Genomic DNA, 17,021 nt, shown 5'->3' with positions numbered 1-17,021 from the left:
CAAATGCGTCGCTCTGCGCAAAGCGGAGGGCCTATTACGTTTCGGAAGTTTGCGAGCAAGTGTCTATCCAGTATTGTAATCAGAGACTTTTTAACTCATAAGCAGTTGCTCATGCTTAAACCGCCGTATGCTTATTGGACTTGACGGCTTCCCATTCCGCATTTACACTGACGATGATTTAAGGCATTTATTTTGTAACGATCGGAGTGAAACGAATGGAGCAGTTGATAAGCATTGTGATGCCAACGTATAATCGGGCGCAGATGATTTCCGGCGCGATCGAGTCTATCTTGAGCCAGTCTTACGTCAACTGGGAGCTGATCGTCGTGGATGACCAAAGCACGGATCATACGAAAGAGGCAATCCGCGAGTGGACGCACAAAGACGCGCGAATCCGCTATGTGTGCAATGAACGGGAAAAAGGACCGGGCGGCGCGCGAAACACGGGGATGCTGGCGGCGCAAGGCGAATATTTGGCGTTTCTTGATTCCGATGACGAATGGTATCCTTGCCATTTGACCGACAGCATGAGAACGCTTGCGCTGACAAAAGCGGATATCAGCTTTGCGCTGTGGGTGGAACAGCACGGGGATATTACCTCCTACAACTTCGACAACAAGGTTGAGCGGTCTTTGCTGCATTCGATGCGAACAACGTTCGAAACATGGAATGACGGAGAAACGATCGTATTCAAAAAAGGATTGTTCGAGGCGTTTTTGTCGCATACGCGCAATTTTTTTTCAACTGAACACGATGGTATTCCGCCGGGAGCTGCTGGACGAAGTCGGCTTGATCAACGAACATTTTTATCTGGGGGAAGATACGACCTATCTGCTCCGCTTTTTCGACACATACAGAATTGCGCTGCAAACCAAACCTCATTCCGTCTACCGGGAGTCTCCCGACAGCCTTTACTTCTTCTGCGACCGCTGGCAGCTTGATCCCGATACGATTCATCTTAACGAGGAAATATATATAAAAATCGAGGGACTTAGCTTCAAATCTATCAAGGTGCGCGAGCATATCCGGGATTTGGTCGCTCAGTCCGATTCCGTCAGCAATAAAGCGAAACTGCTCTCTTACATTGACATCGGCATCGCAAGCAAATATTATACGCTCAGTTATCTGAACCGTTCCGACCGCAAAAAAGCGCTCCACTATTGCCGCCAATCGCTTCGTTACAAAGTTACGATTTTTAATCTGTTTTTGTTTGTCAAGCTGCTGGTTTCAAGCAAGAGCGGAAATGCTTTTTTGCATAGGGCTCTTAATCTCTGGTAGGGCTGATCAAAAAAGTAAAAAAAGAATTTCCCCCTCTATTGTAAGATTATCACCCTATCGCAAGTGAAGGTTTAGCACTACTATAAGGGTAGATTTCAAGAAATTCCCTATTTAGAACTATATTGCGCTGCAGCACTTTAATTCATTACCGCTACACCTGATTACACTAAATTGCCGGTATGATGAGCTGCTGCGATGTACAAGCCACGTTTTTTTGTTTCTACTGTCAGAATTTTCAATCAACCGGAACCTCACAATAGAATCAACCTGCCTAATTAGCATGACCTCGTCCAATAGCATGAGCTTGCCCAATCAGCAAGATTCCACAAAAAAGCATGAGCTTGCCAGTCAACATGCCCTCCTCACAATCGCATGAAATTACCCATTCAGCTTGATTCCACACATAAGCATGAACTTGCTAATTCCGTACGAACAGCCCATCGGCACGAATTTGTAGCAGAATTTCTTTTTTGAACATCTTGATTGCTCCTACTTGTTCTTTTTCGTTAAGACAGAGAAACAATGTAGGTTTGTTTGCACTCTGAATGTTCCTTAAAAAGAATATTTGGAAAATAACGTTCGTTATAAGAAGAGGAGAGTGTATTCATGTTTAGAGAGATGCATAAGTCCAAAATTCACCATGCTGTCGTGACGGAGGCCAATTTGAATTACGTAGGAAGCATAACCATCGATCAGGATATTTTGGATGCATCGAACATACTGGAGAACGAAAAAAGTGCAAGTTGTCAATATAAATAACGGAGCCAGGCTAGAGACGTATGTCATAACCGGCCCAAGAGGCTCGGGTATGGTTTGCTTGAACGGCGCCGCTGCCAGACTGGTGCAGCCGGGCGACCGCGTCATTATTATTTCTTACGCGATGATGGAGGAATCGGTAGCCCGCACGTATCGTCCGCATGTCGTCATTATGGACGAGCATAATCGCATCGTAACGGAGGATTATCAAGAACTGCATTCCACAACGGTGTGATAAGACACAGAACGGAGGGCTGCCGACGATGAGAACCATCCGTAATTTGTCCGGCGTATTGCTGGAGCGCAAGGAAAACGATGCGGGAATTTTATTTTGCGAAAGCGGTCAGGAGCGCTACTTGTCGTACGGCCAATTACTTGCATTGGCCGGAAGAGCGCTCCATCTGCTGCGCGAGCAGGGCCTTGGGCCAGGCGACTTTGCCGTCTTGCAGACGGAAGATAACGAACGATTTATCCTTTTGTTCTGGGCTTGTGTGCTCGGCGGCATTGTCCCCGTACCTGTGACGGCGGCGCGTACGGACGAAGGACGCAAAAAGCTGATCCAGGTATGCAAGCAGTTGGAAGCGCTTAGATTGCTCTGCGATGAAGAGCTTTGGCCGGGAATTCAAGGCTACGCTTTAAAGCACGGAGAAACGGAGGCGCTGGTCCGGCTCGAGTCTAGCAGCGTGCCGATTGCGGAGGTGCTTGCGGCGGCTGCGGATGCAGGCCGTCCCGAGGCGGAGCCGTATGACGCAGCCGAGACGGACACCGCATTCATCCAGTTTACATCGGGCTCTACCGGAGACCCGAAGGGGGTCGTGCTGACGCACGGCAATCTTCTATCGAACATGTGCGCCATTATCCATGGGGCGCAGTCGACGGAGCGGGATTCTTCGCTAAGCTGGCTGCCGCTGACGCATGATATGGGGCTCATCGGCTTTCATCTTACGCCGCTGTTTTGCGGCATGAATCAGTTGCACTTGCCGACCTCGACGTTTGTGCTTCATCCGATGAAATGGCTGGAACTTACGCATAAGCATCGGGTGACATGCCTCTCTTCGCCGAATTTCGGTTATGTGCATTTTCTGCAGCATTGGAAGCCGGAAGGAGCGGACGAATGGGATTTGTCTTGCGTCAGGCTGATTTTTAACGGGGCCGAACCGATATCGGCCGCCCATTGCCGCGATTTTCTGGAGGCGTTGAAGCCGTACGGGTTAAAGGGGAATTGTATCTTCCCGGTATACGGGCTTGCGGAAGCGAGTCTGGCCGTGACGTTCCCGGGGACGGTAGATCACTTGAATACCGTTAAGCTTGAGCGCCAATCGCTCGCTGTCGGACAGCCTGTACGAATGGCCGCGCACGGGGATCATGCCGCGATCGAGATCGTCGAGCTGGGTTTCCCCGTACAAGAGTGCGAGGTGCGTATTTGCGACGAAGCGGGAAACCCTTCAGCAGCAGGCAGCGTAGGCTTGATTCATATTAGAGGCCGCAACGTTACAAGCGGCTACTATAAGCGGCCCGATGTAAACAAACAAACGATTTCCCCGAACGGCTGGCTGAATACGGGAGATTTGGGTTTCTTGCTGGAAGGGCGATTATATGTGACCGGCCGCATGAAGGACGTCATTTTCGTCAACGGGCAAAATGTGTATCCGCATGACCTGGAGGCGTTGATCAGCGGCCTGAAAGGGGCCGAAATCGGGAGAACGGCGATTGCAGCCGTTCAGGATCCGACGGCCAAACGGGATGCGATCGCCGTTTTTATTCAGCATCGCGGCAAGACCGGCGGATTTGTACCGCTGATGGCCAAGGTGAAAAAACTGCTGAACGGAGCGGCCGGTCTGGACGTTGCCTTTGTTGTCCCCGTTCGGCGAATTCCGAAAACGACCTCCGGCAAAATTCAACGCTACGTATTGGCGGAAGCGCTGCACGAAGGCGAGTTTGCCGAAGCGCTTGCCGAGCTGGCGGAGCTGGAAGCCGCGGCCGCGTTAGAGCGGCGTGATGCGGAAGGCGGCGATGCCTTGCGCGGGGATGTCGGCTTGGAGCCGGCCACGGAGACGGAAGAGCGGATCATGTCCATCTGGCGCGAGGTGTTGAAAAAGGAATACATAGGCCGGAAGGACGGCTTTCTCGAGCAAGGAGGCAATTCGCTCAAGGCGGCTTATGCCGCCGCCAGGCTGCAAGAGGCGTTTGGCGTCGAGCTTACGCTTACCGAGCTGTTTTTGCATGATACGGTGAGTTCGCTGGCCGCTTTGCTGGAGCAAAAGGCGCAGGAGGGAGAAGGAACTGCCGCCGCCGCTCCTCCGCTGGTGGCCAAAGCGGAGGAGCGGACGGTTTATCCGGCGACCTCGGCGCAAAAGCGGCTGTTCATTTTGGAAGAGCTGAATCCGGGGCTGCTGGGCTACCATCTGCCGTTTACGGTACAGGTGAAGGGCCCGCTCGATATCGAACGATTCCGCGCAGCGTGGCGGGCGCTGATAGAGCGGCATCCGGCGCTGCGGACGTCCTTTTATATGGAGGAAGGCAATGTGATGCAGCGCATCGAGCAGGCGGTCGAGCCGCCGCTTGCCATCGTTGACGGAAGCGGCTGGCCGGCACCTGCACTGGCACTGCGGCAGCGCAGCTTCCTGCAGCCGTTTCGTCTGGATCAAGCGCCGCTGCTGCGCATGGAGCTTGTGCGCCTGGAGCGCGAGTCAAGCGTGCTGCTGCTGGATATGCATCATATCATTACGGACGGAACGTCGATGGGCATTTTGATGTCCGATCTTACGAGGTTTTACGAGGGGAACGCGCCGGAGCCGTTGTCCATTCATGGCGGAGATATGGCGCTGTGGGAGAAAGCAGGCCGAAGCGGCGGCTGGCTGGAGCGTCAGAAGCTTTATTGGCGCGAAATCTTTCGGGATGGCGTGCCGTCTCCGGCGCTTCCGTCCCCCCGTCCAAGGCCGCAGACGCCAAGCTATCGCGGGGCCATTGAGCGCTTCGAGCTGGAGCCTGAGCTTGCCGGATCGCTGCGGGCGTTGGCTAGACGCGAGGGCGTAACGTTATACACCGTCCTGCTTTCGATTTATTATGCGCTGCTTGCGAAATATACGGGCGAATCCGACATCGTTGTCGGCACGGTAGCCGCGAGACGGGCGCGGCCGGAGCTGCAAAGCTTAGTCGGGATGTTTGTCAACATGGTTCCGATCCGCCTGCGCGGGCAAAGCAGTTTGCGCTTCGATCAATGGGTGAAGCAGGTCAATGGGGAGACGCTGGCGGCTATCGGCAACGGGGATGTGCCTTATGAAGAAATAGTCGAGCTGGCGAATGTAAAACGTGAATACGGGCGGAATCCGCTGTTTAATACGGTGTTTACGCTGCAAAATATGGAGCTCCCCGAATGGCGGAGCAAGGATGTCGTTTATACCCCCCAAGCGATGGACAGCGGCTCGGCCAAGTTCGACCTGACTTGGGAGTGCGCGGATAACGGCGTTAGTATCGCATTTTCGCTGGAGTATGCACTGGATTTGTACGATGAACGTGCCGCCGTGCAATTGGCTCGGCATTATGTAGCGCTGGCCCGGGCAGTCGCCGCGCAGCCGCATGCTGCGCTTGGCGAGCTTGAACCCATCGATGCAGAAGAGCGGGAACGGCTGCTCCGGCTTGGCCGTTCATTCGCCGCACCGCCGCAGGAGTTGTCGCTGCACAGGCTGTTTGAACGGCAAGCGGTGGAGACACCGCGGCAGATTGCCGTTGAAATGGGCGAGCGTACGTATACCTACAGCGAGCTGAATGAACGTGCCAACCGGTTCGCGCGCGCGCTTGCGCGGCGCGGCGTCGCGCCGGGGGCGAAGGTGGCGCTGCTTTTGCGTCGCTCGCCCGATATGATTGCGGCAATCTTGGCTGTGCTGAAAGCGGGAGCCGTCTATGTGCCGATCGATCCGCAATATCCCGAAGAACGGATTTTGTTTATGCTGCAGGATACGGAAGCGCAGACGATCGTGGCTGCGGCTGCGACGATGGAGATGGGCGCCCGGATTGCCGGAGACAGCATCGATGTCGTCGACATGGATGAACTCGATACGAGATGGGCCGGCGAGTCCGGCTATGATCTGGACTTCGACGGCTCGGCGGACGATCTCGCTTATATCATGTACACGTCCGGCTCGACGGGCAAGCCGAAAGGGATTATGACCAAGCATCGCAATGTGTCCCGGATTGCCGTCCATACCGATTATGTAAGCATTTCGGAAAACGATGCGCTGTTGCAGCTTTCCAACTACGCCTTTGACGGTTCAACGTTCGATTTGTACGGAGCGCTGTTGAACGGCGCGAAGCTGACGCTGGTCGGCGAGGAAGAGGTTGCCGACGTTGTGCGGCTGACCGAGTTGATTGAGGGCAGAGGCATTACCGTATTCTTTGTGACGACGGCGCTGTTCAATACGCTGGTCGAACATGGACTGAATTCGCTGCGCGGCCTGCGCCATATTTTATTTGGCGGTGAGCGGGCTTCCGTGCCGCATATCCGCAAAGCGCTCCGCGCGCTTGGACCGGGCGTGCTGCTGCATGTTTACGGCCCTACGGAAACGACAGTGTTCGCTACCTGCTATAGGGTCACGGAGACATGGGACGGACAAGGAACGGCCACCGTGCCGATCGGCGCGCCGATCGCGCGTTCGGAAACGCTGGTGCTGAATGAGCAGGGCCGATTGCAGCCGGACTGGGTGCCGGGCGAGCTGTGGATTGCAGGCGACGGTGTCGCATCCGGCTATGTGAATTTGCCGGAGCATACCGCTTCGAAGTTCCGGCCGCATCCGTTCCGGGAAGGCGAAACCGTGTATGGAACCGGCGACCTGGTGCGCCGCTTGCCTGACGGTAATTTGGAGTTTCTGGACCGGATCGACAGCCAGGTCAAGCTGCGGGGATACCGGATTGAATTGGGCGAAATCGAATGCAGGCTGCTGGATTGCGCAGGCGTAAAGGAAGCGTTTGTGACGCTGATCGAGAATGACGGCGCGCCGTATTTATGCGCTTATATCGTTGCGGAGCAAACCGAAGGGGAGGCAAGCGTTCGGAGCCAACTGACAGGCAAGCTACCGGCATTTATGATTCCCGCCGCATTTGTGCAGCTGGAGAAGCTGCCGCTGAACGGGAGCGGCAAGGTGGACAAGAAACGTCTGCCTGCGCCGGAGCGAGCGCTCCCCTATGAAGCGCCCGCCACAGATACGGAGATGATTGTTGCAGGATTGTGGCAAGAAGTGCTTCATGCAGGGCAGGTTGGTGCGCTTGACCACTTCTTTGAGCATGGCGGCCATTCCCTGAAGGCGGCCGCTTTGACCTCGGCCATCTACAAGCATTGCCGGGTGCGCATGCCGCTTCAGGAAATTTTCAAGCTGCCGACGGTCAGAGAGCAGGCGGCCTGGATCGACAGGGCTGCCAAGGAAGCGTACGAACCTGTTGCGGGCGCGCCAAAAGCCGCATCCTATCCGCTCAGCCCGCCGCAGCGGCGCATGTTTTTAGCGGAAAGCATGGCTGATATCGGACTAACCTACCATATTCCCCTTGCGCTTAAACTGTCGGGTGCGGTGGGTGAGACTAGAATCGGGCCGGCGCTTCGGAAGTTGATCGAACGGCATGAGCCGCTGCGGACCTCCTACCATTGGATCGACGGCGTTCCGGCCCAGATCGTGCACGATTCGGCCGCCTTTGTTCTGCAAACGGCGGAGCTCGCGGAGACGCCGCTGCCGGAATGCTTGAGCGAGTTTTTCCGGCCGCTCGAGCTTGCCGCAGCGCCGCTGCTCGTCGCATGTTATTGCCGACCCGAATCGGAAGGAGCGGAGGCCTATCTGCTGCTCAACATCCACCACATCGCGGCGGACGGCATATCCGTCAAGCTGCTGCTGGAGGAGTTGATCGCTTTGATCGACGGAACGGAGCTTGCGCCTCTGGCTCTGCATTACAAGGATTATGCCGTTTGGCAGGAGAGACAGTCCGGATCGGAGCGGGGCAGGTCAAGCCGAGCGTTTTGGACGGAGCAGCTTGCAGAGCCGCCGACGCCGCTCGATATGCCGCTGGATCGGCCGCGCGGCGACCGTCAGACATTTGCGGGCGATACGTATACCTTCCACATTCCGGCGGCGCTCGCCGCACGGCTGAAAGAGACGGCCGCAAGCGCCGGGGCGAGCATGAACAGCCTGCTTTTTGCGGCTTACGCGCTGTTGCTCAAGGGAACGACGCATCAGTCGGAATTTGCAATCGGTTCTTTGGCGGCAGGCCGGGCGCATCCGGACACCGCCCGGATGATCGGCATGTTCAACCAGTTTCTGCCGATTCGGATGCGGGTGGCGGACGAGCTGCCGATCCTGACGTTTGTCGGCGAGACCCATGGGCGTTTGCTTGCCGCATACGAACATGGCGATGTCAGCTTCGAGCACATGATGGAAGCTGCCCGGCATCCGCATGACCCGTCGCGCAACCCGCTGTTCGATACGATGCTGATCGTTCACAACCAGTTTGAAGACGAGAAGCTGGTTGCGCGCGGCGACGGCTGGAGCATGGAGCCTTTGCCCGTCAGCCACGGAACATCCAAGCTGGACTTCAAACTCGATCTGTACAGCGATGGCGAAGGCGGTCTGCGAGCGGAGCTGGAGTATAATACGGGATTGTTCGATAAAGGCACGATGGAGCGGTTGGCGGCGCGGCTGCTTTATATTTTGGAGCAAATGGCCGCCAGCCCCGACCTGAACTGTGGCGACGTCGCAATGGCGACGCCTGCCGAAGAAGCCGCCTTTGCGGCATGGAATGATACGGGACATCCGTACCCCGCGGAGAAGACGATTCACGGATGGTTCGCCGAGTCCGCCCGGCGGTGGCCGGACTTCCCGGCGGTGCGGTCGGCCGAAGGCTCGCTGACGTACGGGGAGCTGAATGACCGCGCCGAACGCATGGCTGCCGTGCTAAGAGGCAAGGGGGTTGCGGTCGAAACGATGGTGCCGATTGCCGCTCAGCGCTCGTTGTCCATGATGATTGCGATCATGGCGGTGCTCAAGGCGGGAGGGGCCTATTTGCCGATCGACCCGGAGCATCCGCCCGAGCGGATCCGCGGCATTCTGGAGGATAGCGGGGCCAGGCTGCTTCTGGCGGGGGCCAAGTGGATTCGTACGCTCCCGGCCTTCCAGGGAGAAACGCTCGATCTGGACGCGCTTGCGGCTGCCGCCGCATCGGAGCTGCCGAAGGGCGAAGAAGAAACGGACCTGTCGCCTCAAGCGGGCCCCGAGCATTTGGCGTATGTCATTTATACGTCAGGCTCCACCGGCAAACCCAAAGGCGTTATGGTGGAGCACCGCGCGGTGATCAACCGGCTGAACTGGATGCAGACGGCTTATCCGCTGAATGAGCGCGACGTTATTTTGCAAAAAACGCCGATTACGTTCGACGTTTCCGTATGGGAGCTGTTCTGGTGGAGCTTGGCCGGCGCTTCTCTTTATTTGCTGGAGCCCGGCGGAGAGAAGGAGCCAGCGGTCATGCTGCAAGCGATTGAGGAGCAGGCGGTGACGGTGATGCATTTTGTGCCGTCCATGTTGGGTGTCTTTTTACCCTATGCGGCGGACAGCGGCAGAAGCGGCGAGCTTTCTTCCCTGCGATACGTATTTGCGAGCGGCGAAGCGCTCAAGCCCGCGCATGTCGCAGGTTTTTACAGCCTGATGGAGCGCGGCGACGGAGGGTGCCGGCTCATTAATCTGTATGGCCCTACGGAAGCGACGGTCGATGTCAGCTATTACGATTGCCCGGATGCTGGGGCGGGATCGATTCCGATCGGCAAGCCAATCCATAACATCCGGCTCTATATTGTGGACGAACGGATGAGACCACAGCCGATCGGCGTGTCCGGTGAGCTGTGCATCGCAGGTGCCGGTCTTGCGCGCGGATATCGCAACAGGCCGGATTTGACGGAGCAAAGCTTTGTTCCGAATCCGTTTGCCGCAGGAGAGAAGCTGTACCGTACCGGTGATCGGGCAAGATGGTTACCGGACGGCAATATTGAATTTTTGGGACGCTTTGACCATCAGGTCAAGCTGCGCGGTCTCCGCATCGAATGCGGCGAGATCGAGCATGCGCTCCTCTTGCAGGCGGAAGTCCGCGATGCCGTGGTGACGGCGGTGAGGGATCATATGGGAGAGCCGGCACTTTGCGCATATCTCGCGACAGCGGACGGGAAGGCGCCGAAGGAAGCGAACCTTCGGGCTGCACTTAAGGAACTGCTGCCGGAGTATATGATTCCTTCGTATTTTATTGCTATGGAAGCATTTCCGCTGAGTCCGAGCGGCAAAGCCGACCGCAGCCGCCTGCCGCAGCCCCGGTTCGCTGAACCGGCGGCTTGCGGCGAGGCGCCGGCTACGCCGACGGAGCAGCGGCTGGCCGAGCTTTGGCGGGAGGTGCTCGGTCTGGCCGCAAGCGGGCCGGACGACCCGGCGGCGATCGGGAGAGAAGCCCATTTCTTCCAATTGGGCGGTCATTCCTTGCGTGCCGCGCAGCTCGCAGGCTTGATTGAGCAGCGTTGTGGAGCGGCATTTGCGATGAAGGATGTGTTCGACGCTCCCCTGCTGCGGGAAATGGCGGCCCGCATCGACAATGCGGCCCCCAAGCGGGCCGCGGTTATTGCGCGGGCGGAAAGCCGGCCGTTCTACCCGTTGTCGCTCGCGCAAAACAGGCTGTTTGTGCTGCAGCAGCTTTATCAGGGCAGCACGGCCTACAATCTTCCGCTCGCCTTGAACCTGACGGGCCAGCTTGATCAGAACAGGCTCCGCGAGGCGATTCAAGGGTTGATTGACCGCCATGAACCGCTGCGCACCAGCTTTGACTGGGCAGACGGCAAGCCGGTGCAGCGTGTCCATGAGCGGGTTTCGTTTGAACTCGCCGTGCATGCTTTGATGGATGCGGTGGACTTGAACACATTTGCGCGCGCGGTCGTCCGCCCGTTCGATTTGCGAAAGGCTCCGTTAATTCGGGCGTTTCTCGCGACGGACGGTGAAAATCGCCATACGCTGCTGCTGGACATTCACCACATCGTCGCCGACGGCGTGTCCATGAATGTGATGGCGCGCGATTTCGAGCAACTGTATCGCGGCGGCTCCTTGCAGCCGCTGCCCATTCACTATAAGGATGCCGCCGTTTGGCAGCAGGAGTGGATGGTTTCGGAGGCGAGAGAGCAGCAAGAGCAATATTGGACGTTCCAGCTAGCGGGTACGCTTCCTGTGCTGCAACTGCCGACCGATTATCCACGTCCTTCCGAACAAAGCTTCGAAGGCGCAAAGCTTGCGCTGCCGATTCCGGCGGAGATTGTTAAGGGAGTTAGCGCAGCAGCAGAGCAATGGGGAGTTACGCCATTCCATATCTGGCTTGCCGCTTACCATACGTTACTGCATCTGATGACGGGGCAAGACGATCTTATTGTCGGTAGTCCGATTGCCGGCCGCTTCCATCCCGCAACCGAGTCTCTGGTCGGTATGTTTGTCAATACTCTGCCGATTCGCAGCAGGCCATCTGACGAACTGCCGTTCAGAGCGTTCGCCGAGCAGCTCAAAGAAACTGCGCTTTCGGGGCTGGATAACGGCTTGCTCCCGTTTGAGCATATGGTGACGATGCTGGATGTGCCGCGCGACCTGAGCCGCAATCCGCTGTTTGACACGATGTTTGTCATGCAGCATATGGAGGCAGGACATGCGGCGGCGGACGCCTTGCAATTCGAGGCGCAAGTGCCGGACAATCGCGTATCGAAGCTGGACTTGACGTTTGAGATTGCGGATCAGGGCGCAAAAGGCGCGGCCTTGACGATTGAATATGCGACCGCACTGTTTAAAGAAGACAGTATATGCAAAATGGCGGAATGGTATTTCCGTATTATTGGCCTTGCACTGGCCGACCCGGAACGGCCGCTCGGAGGGATCGGGCTGCAGGGCGCCGCGGCGGCGGAGAAGCAGAGCGAAGCGTTCAATCGCACGGCCGTGCCGTATGCAATCGGCGATACGGTAGAGGTTTACCTCGAAAGGCAAGCGGCGGAAACGCCGCAGGCCGTTGCGGTTGCGGTTGCCGCGGAGGAAGAAGCATTGACCTATGCGGAATTGAACCGGAGGTCGAACCGGCTGGCACAGGCGCTCAGAAAACAAGGCGTCCAGCGCGAGGAGCGCGTGGCCGTTGTAATGGATCGCAGCCTGGAAATGATGATTGCCATCTTTGGCGTGCTGAAGGCGGGCGGAGCATATGTGCCTGTTGCGCCGGGCTTGCCGCCGGAGCGAATCCTCTACATGTTGGACAATTCCGGAGCCAAGCTTGTCTTGACGAAGGGCAAGGCCCCCGAAGAGTTGGAGACGTTCCTGCCAGTTATGGACGTTCATGAGGCGCTGGCGCAGGAACGGGACGACTCCCCTGTGGAGAAGCTGCATGATTCACGTTCGCTTGCTTATGTGCTGTATACTTCGGGATCGACCGGACAGCCGAAAGGCGTCATGATCGAGCATCATTCCGTCGTCAACCGGATCGGCTGGATGCAGAAGCAATACGGACTGGACGCAAGCGGAGTCATTATGCAGAAAACGCCGATTACCTTCGACGTATCGGTCTGGGAGCTGTTCTGGTGGAGCTTTGCGGGAGCCAAGCTGGTCCTGCTGCCTCCGGGCGGCGAAAAGGACCCTGTGCTTATGATGGATACGATCGCGCGGCATGGCGTAACGACGATGCATTTTGTGCCGTCCATGCTGCACCTGTTTCTGGAGCATCCCGGCTTGCTGCGCGGCGAGGCCAGGCTGGAGAGCCTGAGGCATGTGTTCGCTAGCGGCGAAGCGCTGACTGCGGATCAGGTGCGGCGGTTTCGCGAGCGGATCGGAGTTCCGTTCGATGCCAGGCTTGTGAACTTGTACGGCCCGACCGAGGCGACGGTTGACGTTTCCTATTACGATTGCTCTGACGGCGATATTCCGATCCGGGTGCCGATTGGCAAGCCGATCGACAACATATCGCTTTATATCGTGAGCGAAGCGATGAAGCTCCAGCCTGTCGGCATTGCCGGGGAACTGTGCATATCCGGCGCGGGCCTGGCACGTGGTTATATCGGCCGGCCCGATTTGACGGAAGAAAAGTTCGTCGATAATCCGTTTGCGGCGGGCAGTCTGATGTATCGAACAGGAGACCTTGCCAGATGGCTGCCGGACGGAACGATCGAATATTTGGGCCGAATCGACCATCAGGTAAAAATAAGGGGCCAGCGCATCGAATGCGGGGAGATCGAGCATGTGCTGCTCGGTCATCCGGCGGTTTCCGAAGCGGTGGTCATGAAGCGGGACGCCGCAAGCGGAAGTGAATATTTATGCGCGTACATCGTTTGCTCCGAACCTGCGGACCATCAGGAACTGCGGGATTTTGCAGCGCTGTGCCTGCCGGATTATATGATTCCGCAGGCCGTGGTGGAATTGCGAGTCATGCCCCTGTCTCCCAACGGCAAAATCGACCGAAAGGCGTTGCCGGAGCCGGAGCTGGCGGCGGATAGCGGCACTCCGTTTGTCGAAGCGGCAAGCGATATCGAACTGGCAATTGCCGACGTATGGCGCGAAATCCTGCAAAGGGACGACTTCGGCATCCATCATCGTTTCTTCGATGTCGGGGGAGAATCGCTGTTGCTGGTGCGGGCGCATCAACGGCTGGAGGAGTTTTATCCCGGCGCTCTCGGTGTAACGGATTTATTCACCTATCCGACGATCGCATCGCTTGCGGCTTATCTGGAGTCGAGAAATCGCGAGCTCGCGAGCTGGAGCTGGAGCGGTCTGCCGGTGGCAGACGACTGCGTCAGTAGCGGTTATGCCGCGGAGCGTATCGGCAGCGTTAAGTTCCAACTGGACCGGGCGGTTGTGGAAGGGCTTATGGAACTTTCGGCATCCAGCTCGGTAACGATTGAAGCCGCGGTGTATGCCGTATATCTGTACTTCTGGCACGGCGAGTCCGGCATCGGCCGGCTTGTGCTTCCGGCAATGACGGACAACGGGCTGATTGCCCCGAAGGAAATCGACTTTGCGGAGGTGCGCGATTTCGATACGCTGCTGCGGCATGCCGCCAAACGGGTGAGCGCGGGAGAATGTTATACCGCGCGGCAAATCAGAAAGCAGCCGCAAGCCGAAGCGGGATTTGCCTTGTTCCCGTTATTTGCAGGAGCAGCGCAGCACGGGTTCAAGGAGCGGGAGGCACTATTGGAACGATTCGATGTTGTGCTGTATATGGACGGCGCTGCCGCACCAAGCGGGGCGGAAGGGCCAGAACTTGGCGGGGTATGGACGTACGACGCCCGGCGCCTCGGCAAGGAGGCGGTGCTGGATTGGGCTTCCGATTATCTGGAACTGCTGTCGAGCGTGGTCGAGCAATATCGTGCCGCAGCCCACAGCGCCGACTCGGGGGCGTAGCATGGTCCAAGCCGGGTTGCGCCTGACCCTGAGCATACATCTGACAGAAGGAAGAAAGGAGCTTTCCTGTGAAAAAAGTGTTGACCATGATAGGGAATATCGCGCTTTATCTCGGGGTCTTTTATGCGCTGCTCTATCTGCTTCGCTCTACTTACAATTATGAAGTGACGCTGTCCTTCGCCAAGTTTCTGGATCGCAACCCGGCCATGTTTATGGTCGTTCTGTTCACGCTGATTACGCTTGCGTACATGATCATCTTTCGTATCAAAGGATGGATCTGGCCCCATGCGGAAAAAAATCTGTTCCGCGCGTCGGGCTTCAAACGACTGAGCGCCTCACGCGTCTTGCTGATGATTGGCCTGGGTCTTGCCGGAAGCTTGTTCAGCATCGGTCTTATCGTCATTGACGATATTGCCCGGCAATTTCCGTCCATTCCCGCGCTGGTCGACGATCTGATCAGAGGGGATTCGATCTGGTACGTCATTCTGGGCGCTGGTTTGATCGGCCCGGCATTTGAAGAAATATTGTTTAGAGGCCTCATTTTCAGCGAGCTTCGCAGGGTTATGCCGGTATATGCGGCCTTGGTGCTGCAAGCTGCGGCTTACGCCTACTTCCAGCCGAGCGCGGCGCTTTCGGTCATCAGCATCGGTTCGGGCCTGATTTACGGGGCGCTGTATTTACGCACCGGGTCGCTGTGGGCGCCTATTCTGGTACAGAATACGGCAATGGGCACAATCTTTCTATTTAAATACATCGGGTTCTACGTATGGTTTGACAAGCTGGGCGATGTTTCGCTGTATATCATTACAGCGCTCTGTCTGGCTGCGTTGATTGGAGGTTCCGTCTATGTCTGGCGGACCTCCGGCAACGGCGGCATCGGCGCATGCGCCGGTCAAGCGTTGACGGCTGACGCGCCGTCTGCTGCACAAAAGGGGAGCTGACCGCATGAAGGCGTGGGGAATGATGTTGGCTCGCGTGGCCGTTGTTATCGGCCTGTATTTTGCATGGTTTTTTATCGTGACGACATTGTTTTTCGATTATGTGTACCCCAGAAGCACATGGTTTGAACAGAATACGGTAACCGTCATTATTTTGAACGATATGGTGGGTTTGCCGCTCATGCTGCTGGCCTGGAGGTTTATATTCAAAGAAAATCTGTTCAAGGCGGCTAAGTTCCGCGTGATGGGCGGCAAATCGGTGGCGATCGCTTTATGGATCGGGCTTGGAGCCGGCCTGTTTACGGTCGCTTTCTCCCGGCTTCCCGCCATTGCATCGGACAAGTACCGGTTCCGCGAATTGTTTGATTACCTGAACCGCGCGGAATGGTATGTATTTCTGGTTTTCCTGATTCTCGGAAATATTTACAAGGAGACATTATTCAGAGGCATTCTGATGAATGAGTTCAGACGCGTGCTCCCGGTTTGGACCGCAATTGTGCTTCAGGGCGTGTTGTACGGGGCGTTGTTCTTTTTCGGAGACATTCCGCTCTCGCTGTACGGTTTTCTCGGCGCGGTTATTTTTGCGCTCTTGTATGTCTGGTTTAAATCCATCTGGGCGCCGATTGCCGCGCAAGTCGCCTGTCAGGGCAGTCAGTACCTGCTTTGGCATTACGGGCCGGAGACGACGGATGTCACCATCATGTTTATCGTGATGGCTGTGGCGGCCGCCATGATTGCGGTTGGCATATTCCTTGCGGTCAAGCATCGCTCTTCGATCTCCGGGCGGCCGTCTTCCGAGGCGGTGACGCCTTTGTGAAGGGATTGCGAATAGCGGGAAATACCGTCTTATATTTGGTCATTTATGCGGCAATTGTGATGCTTGTCAATCAAGCGCTCTACAACTGGGTCGGCGATCCCGGGCTGAAAGAGTGGATCAAAGGCAATTCCGGCATTGTGCTGATTGTATCCAATATCATCGTGCTTGCCGTCTATCTTCCGCTGCTGCGCTGGCAAAAAATTTCGCTGAAGGATTTGGGGGTTGTTCCTGCGCGCGGCGGAACGTTGCTGCTGTCCGCAGGGACGGGCGTCTGGCTCGGCTTGTTTATCGCCGCGTTTACCCGTCTCCCGTGGATAAAAGCGAACTTTCAGGCCATTTCGGATCTGGTCGCTTTTGTTGCCGGAGGCAGCCTGATCATATTTGTGCTCGGCAGCTTGCTGCTGGGGTCTTTGCTGGAGGAATGGCTGTTCAGAGGAATGCTGTTCCATACGCTCAGTCAACGTCTTTCGGTTCTGTGGACGGTTCTTCTCCAGGCCGCATTGTTCGGCGCGGTATTTATGAATGTGACGGTTGGCGCATTTGCGGCACTGGGAGCGATCGTATACGGTACCGTTCGCGTGGGCTCGCGTTCGCTTTGGGGGGGCGCTTGCGGCCCATGTGTGCAGCACAGGCACCTTGTATATCGTGCTGCAATGGGCGGGCGATTGGCAGTCCGGTAAGCTTGGATTATTAACTCTGATCAGCGGACTTGGCATCGCGACGCATGTGTTGCTGCTGCTGCGCGGGAGCGGCGGAAAGGCAGAAAAAGAACAGGCCGTCAGCGATTCCATTACTAGTTAGGAGGGAAGG

The 17,021-nt window shown here is 56.8% G+C and carries 7 protein-coding genes and 1 pseudogene; all 8 read left to right on the top strand.

Annotated elements, in window-relative coordinates; all coding sequences use genetic code 11:
- Positions 1–215: 215 nt before the first annotated feature.
- The 8 genes and pseudogenes from XI25_RS24920 to XI25_RS35345 all read left to right on the top strand — a co-directional run bounded on the left by XI25_RS24920 (position 216) and on the right by XI25_RS35345 (position 17,012).
- Positions 216–941, top strand: a complete 726-nt coding sequence (locus XI25_RS24920; RefSeq protein WP_235440320.1) for a glycosyltransferase family 2 protein — start codon at positions 216–218, stop codon at positions 939–941.
- Positions 942–1,032: 91 nt separating this feature from the next.
- Entirely contained in the window at positions 1,033–1,278 is a 246-nt protein-coding gene (locus tag XI25_RS35350) for a hypothetical protein (protein WP_235440318.1), read from the top strand.
- A gap of 606 nt (positions 1,279–1,884) precedes the next feature.
- Positions 1,885–2,269: pseudogene (gene panD, locus XI25_RS24915) on the top strand (aspartate 1-decarboxylase).
- 28 nt (positions 2,270–2,297) lie between these two features.
- On the top strand, positions 2,298–14,456 hold the full coding sequence (locus tag XI25_RS24910; RefSeq protein ID WP_046680721.1) for a non-ribosomal peptide synthetase: 12,159 nt from the start codon (positions 2,298–2,300) through the stop codon (positions 14,454–14,456).
- A 68-nt stretch (positions 14,457–14,524) separates the two neighbouring features.
- The gene (locus XI25_RS24905; RefSeq protein ID WP_046680720.1) at positions 14,525–15,397 is read left to right on the top strand and encodes a CPBP family intramembrane glutamic endopeptidase; all 873 of its coding nucleotides are present in this window, start codon (positions 14,525–14,527) and stop codon (positions 15,395–15,397) included.
- A gap of 4 nt (positions 15,398–15,401) precedes the next feature.
- Complete coding sequence (locus XI25_RS24900) at positions 15,402–16,211, top strand: CPBP family intramembrane glutamic endopeptidase (protein WP_046680719.1); 810 nt, start codon at positions 15,402–15,404, stop codon at positions 16,209–16,211.
- Positions 16,208–16,891, top strand: coding sequence for a CPBP family intramembrane glutamic endopeptidase (locus XI25_RS24895; protein ID WP_235440316.1), 684 nt, complete (start codon positions 16,208–16,210; stop codon positions 16,889–16,891). The genes XI25_RS24900 and XI25_RS24895 overlap by 4 nt, the downstream gene beginning before the upstream one ends.
- Positions 16,857–17,012, top strand: coding sequence for a hypothetical protein (locus tag XI25_RS35345; RefSeq protein WP_235440314.1), 156 nt, complete (start codon positions 16,857–16,859; stop codon positions 17,010–17,012). Before XI25_RS24895 ends, XI25_RS35345 begins: the two co-directional genes overlap by 35 nt.
- Positions 17,013–17,021: the final 9 nt, after the last annotated feature.

Source organism: Paenibacillus sp. DMB20, assembly GCF_000987955.1.
Lineage (GTDB): Bacteria > Bacillota > Bacilli > Paenibacillales > Paenibacillaceae > Paenibacillus_AQ.
This window is presented reverse-complemented; position numbering and strand designations above follow the sequence as displayed.

Coding starts and splice junctions, on each gene's coding strand:
- XI25_RS24920 (WP_235440320.1), top strand. CDS start 216: ATGGAGCAGTTGATAAGCATTGTGATGCCAACGTATAATCGGGCGCAG.
- XI25_RS24910 (WP_046680721.1), top strand. CDS start 2,298: ATGAGAACCATCCGTAATTTGTCCGGCGTATTGCTGGAGCGCAAGGAA.
- XI25_RS24900 (WP_046680719.1), top strand. CDS start 15,402: ATGAAGGCGTGGGGAATGATGTTGGCTCGCGTGGCCGTTGTTATCGGC.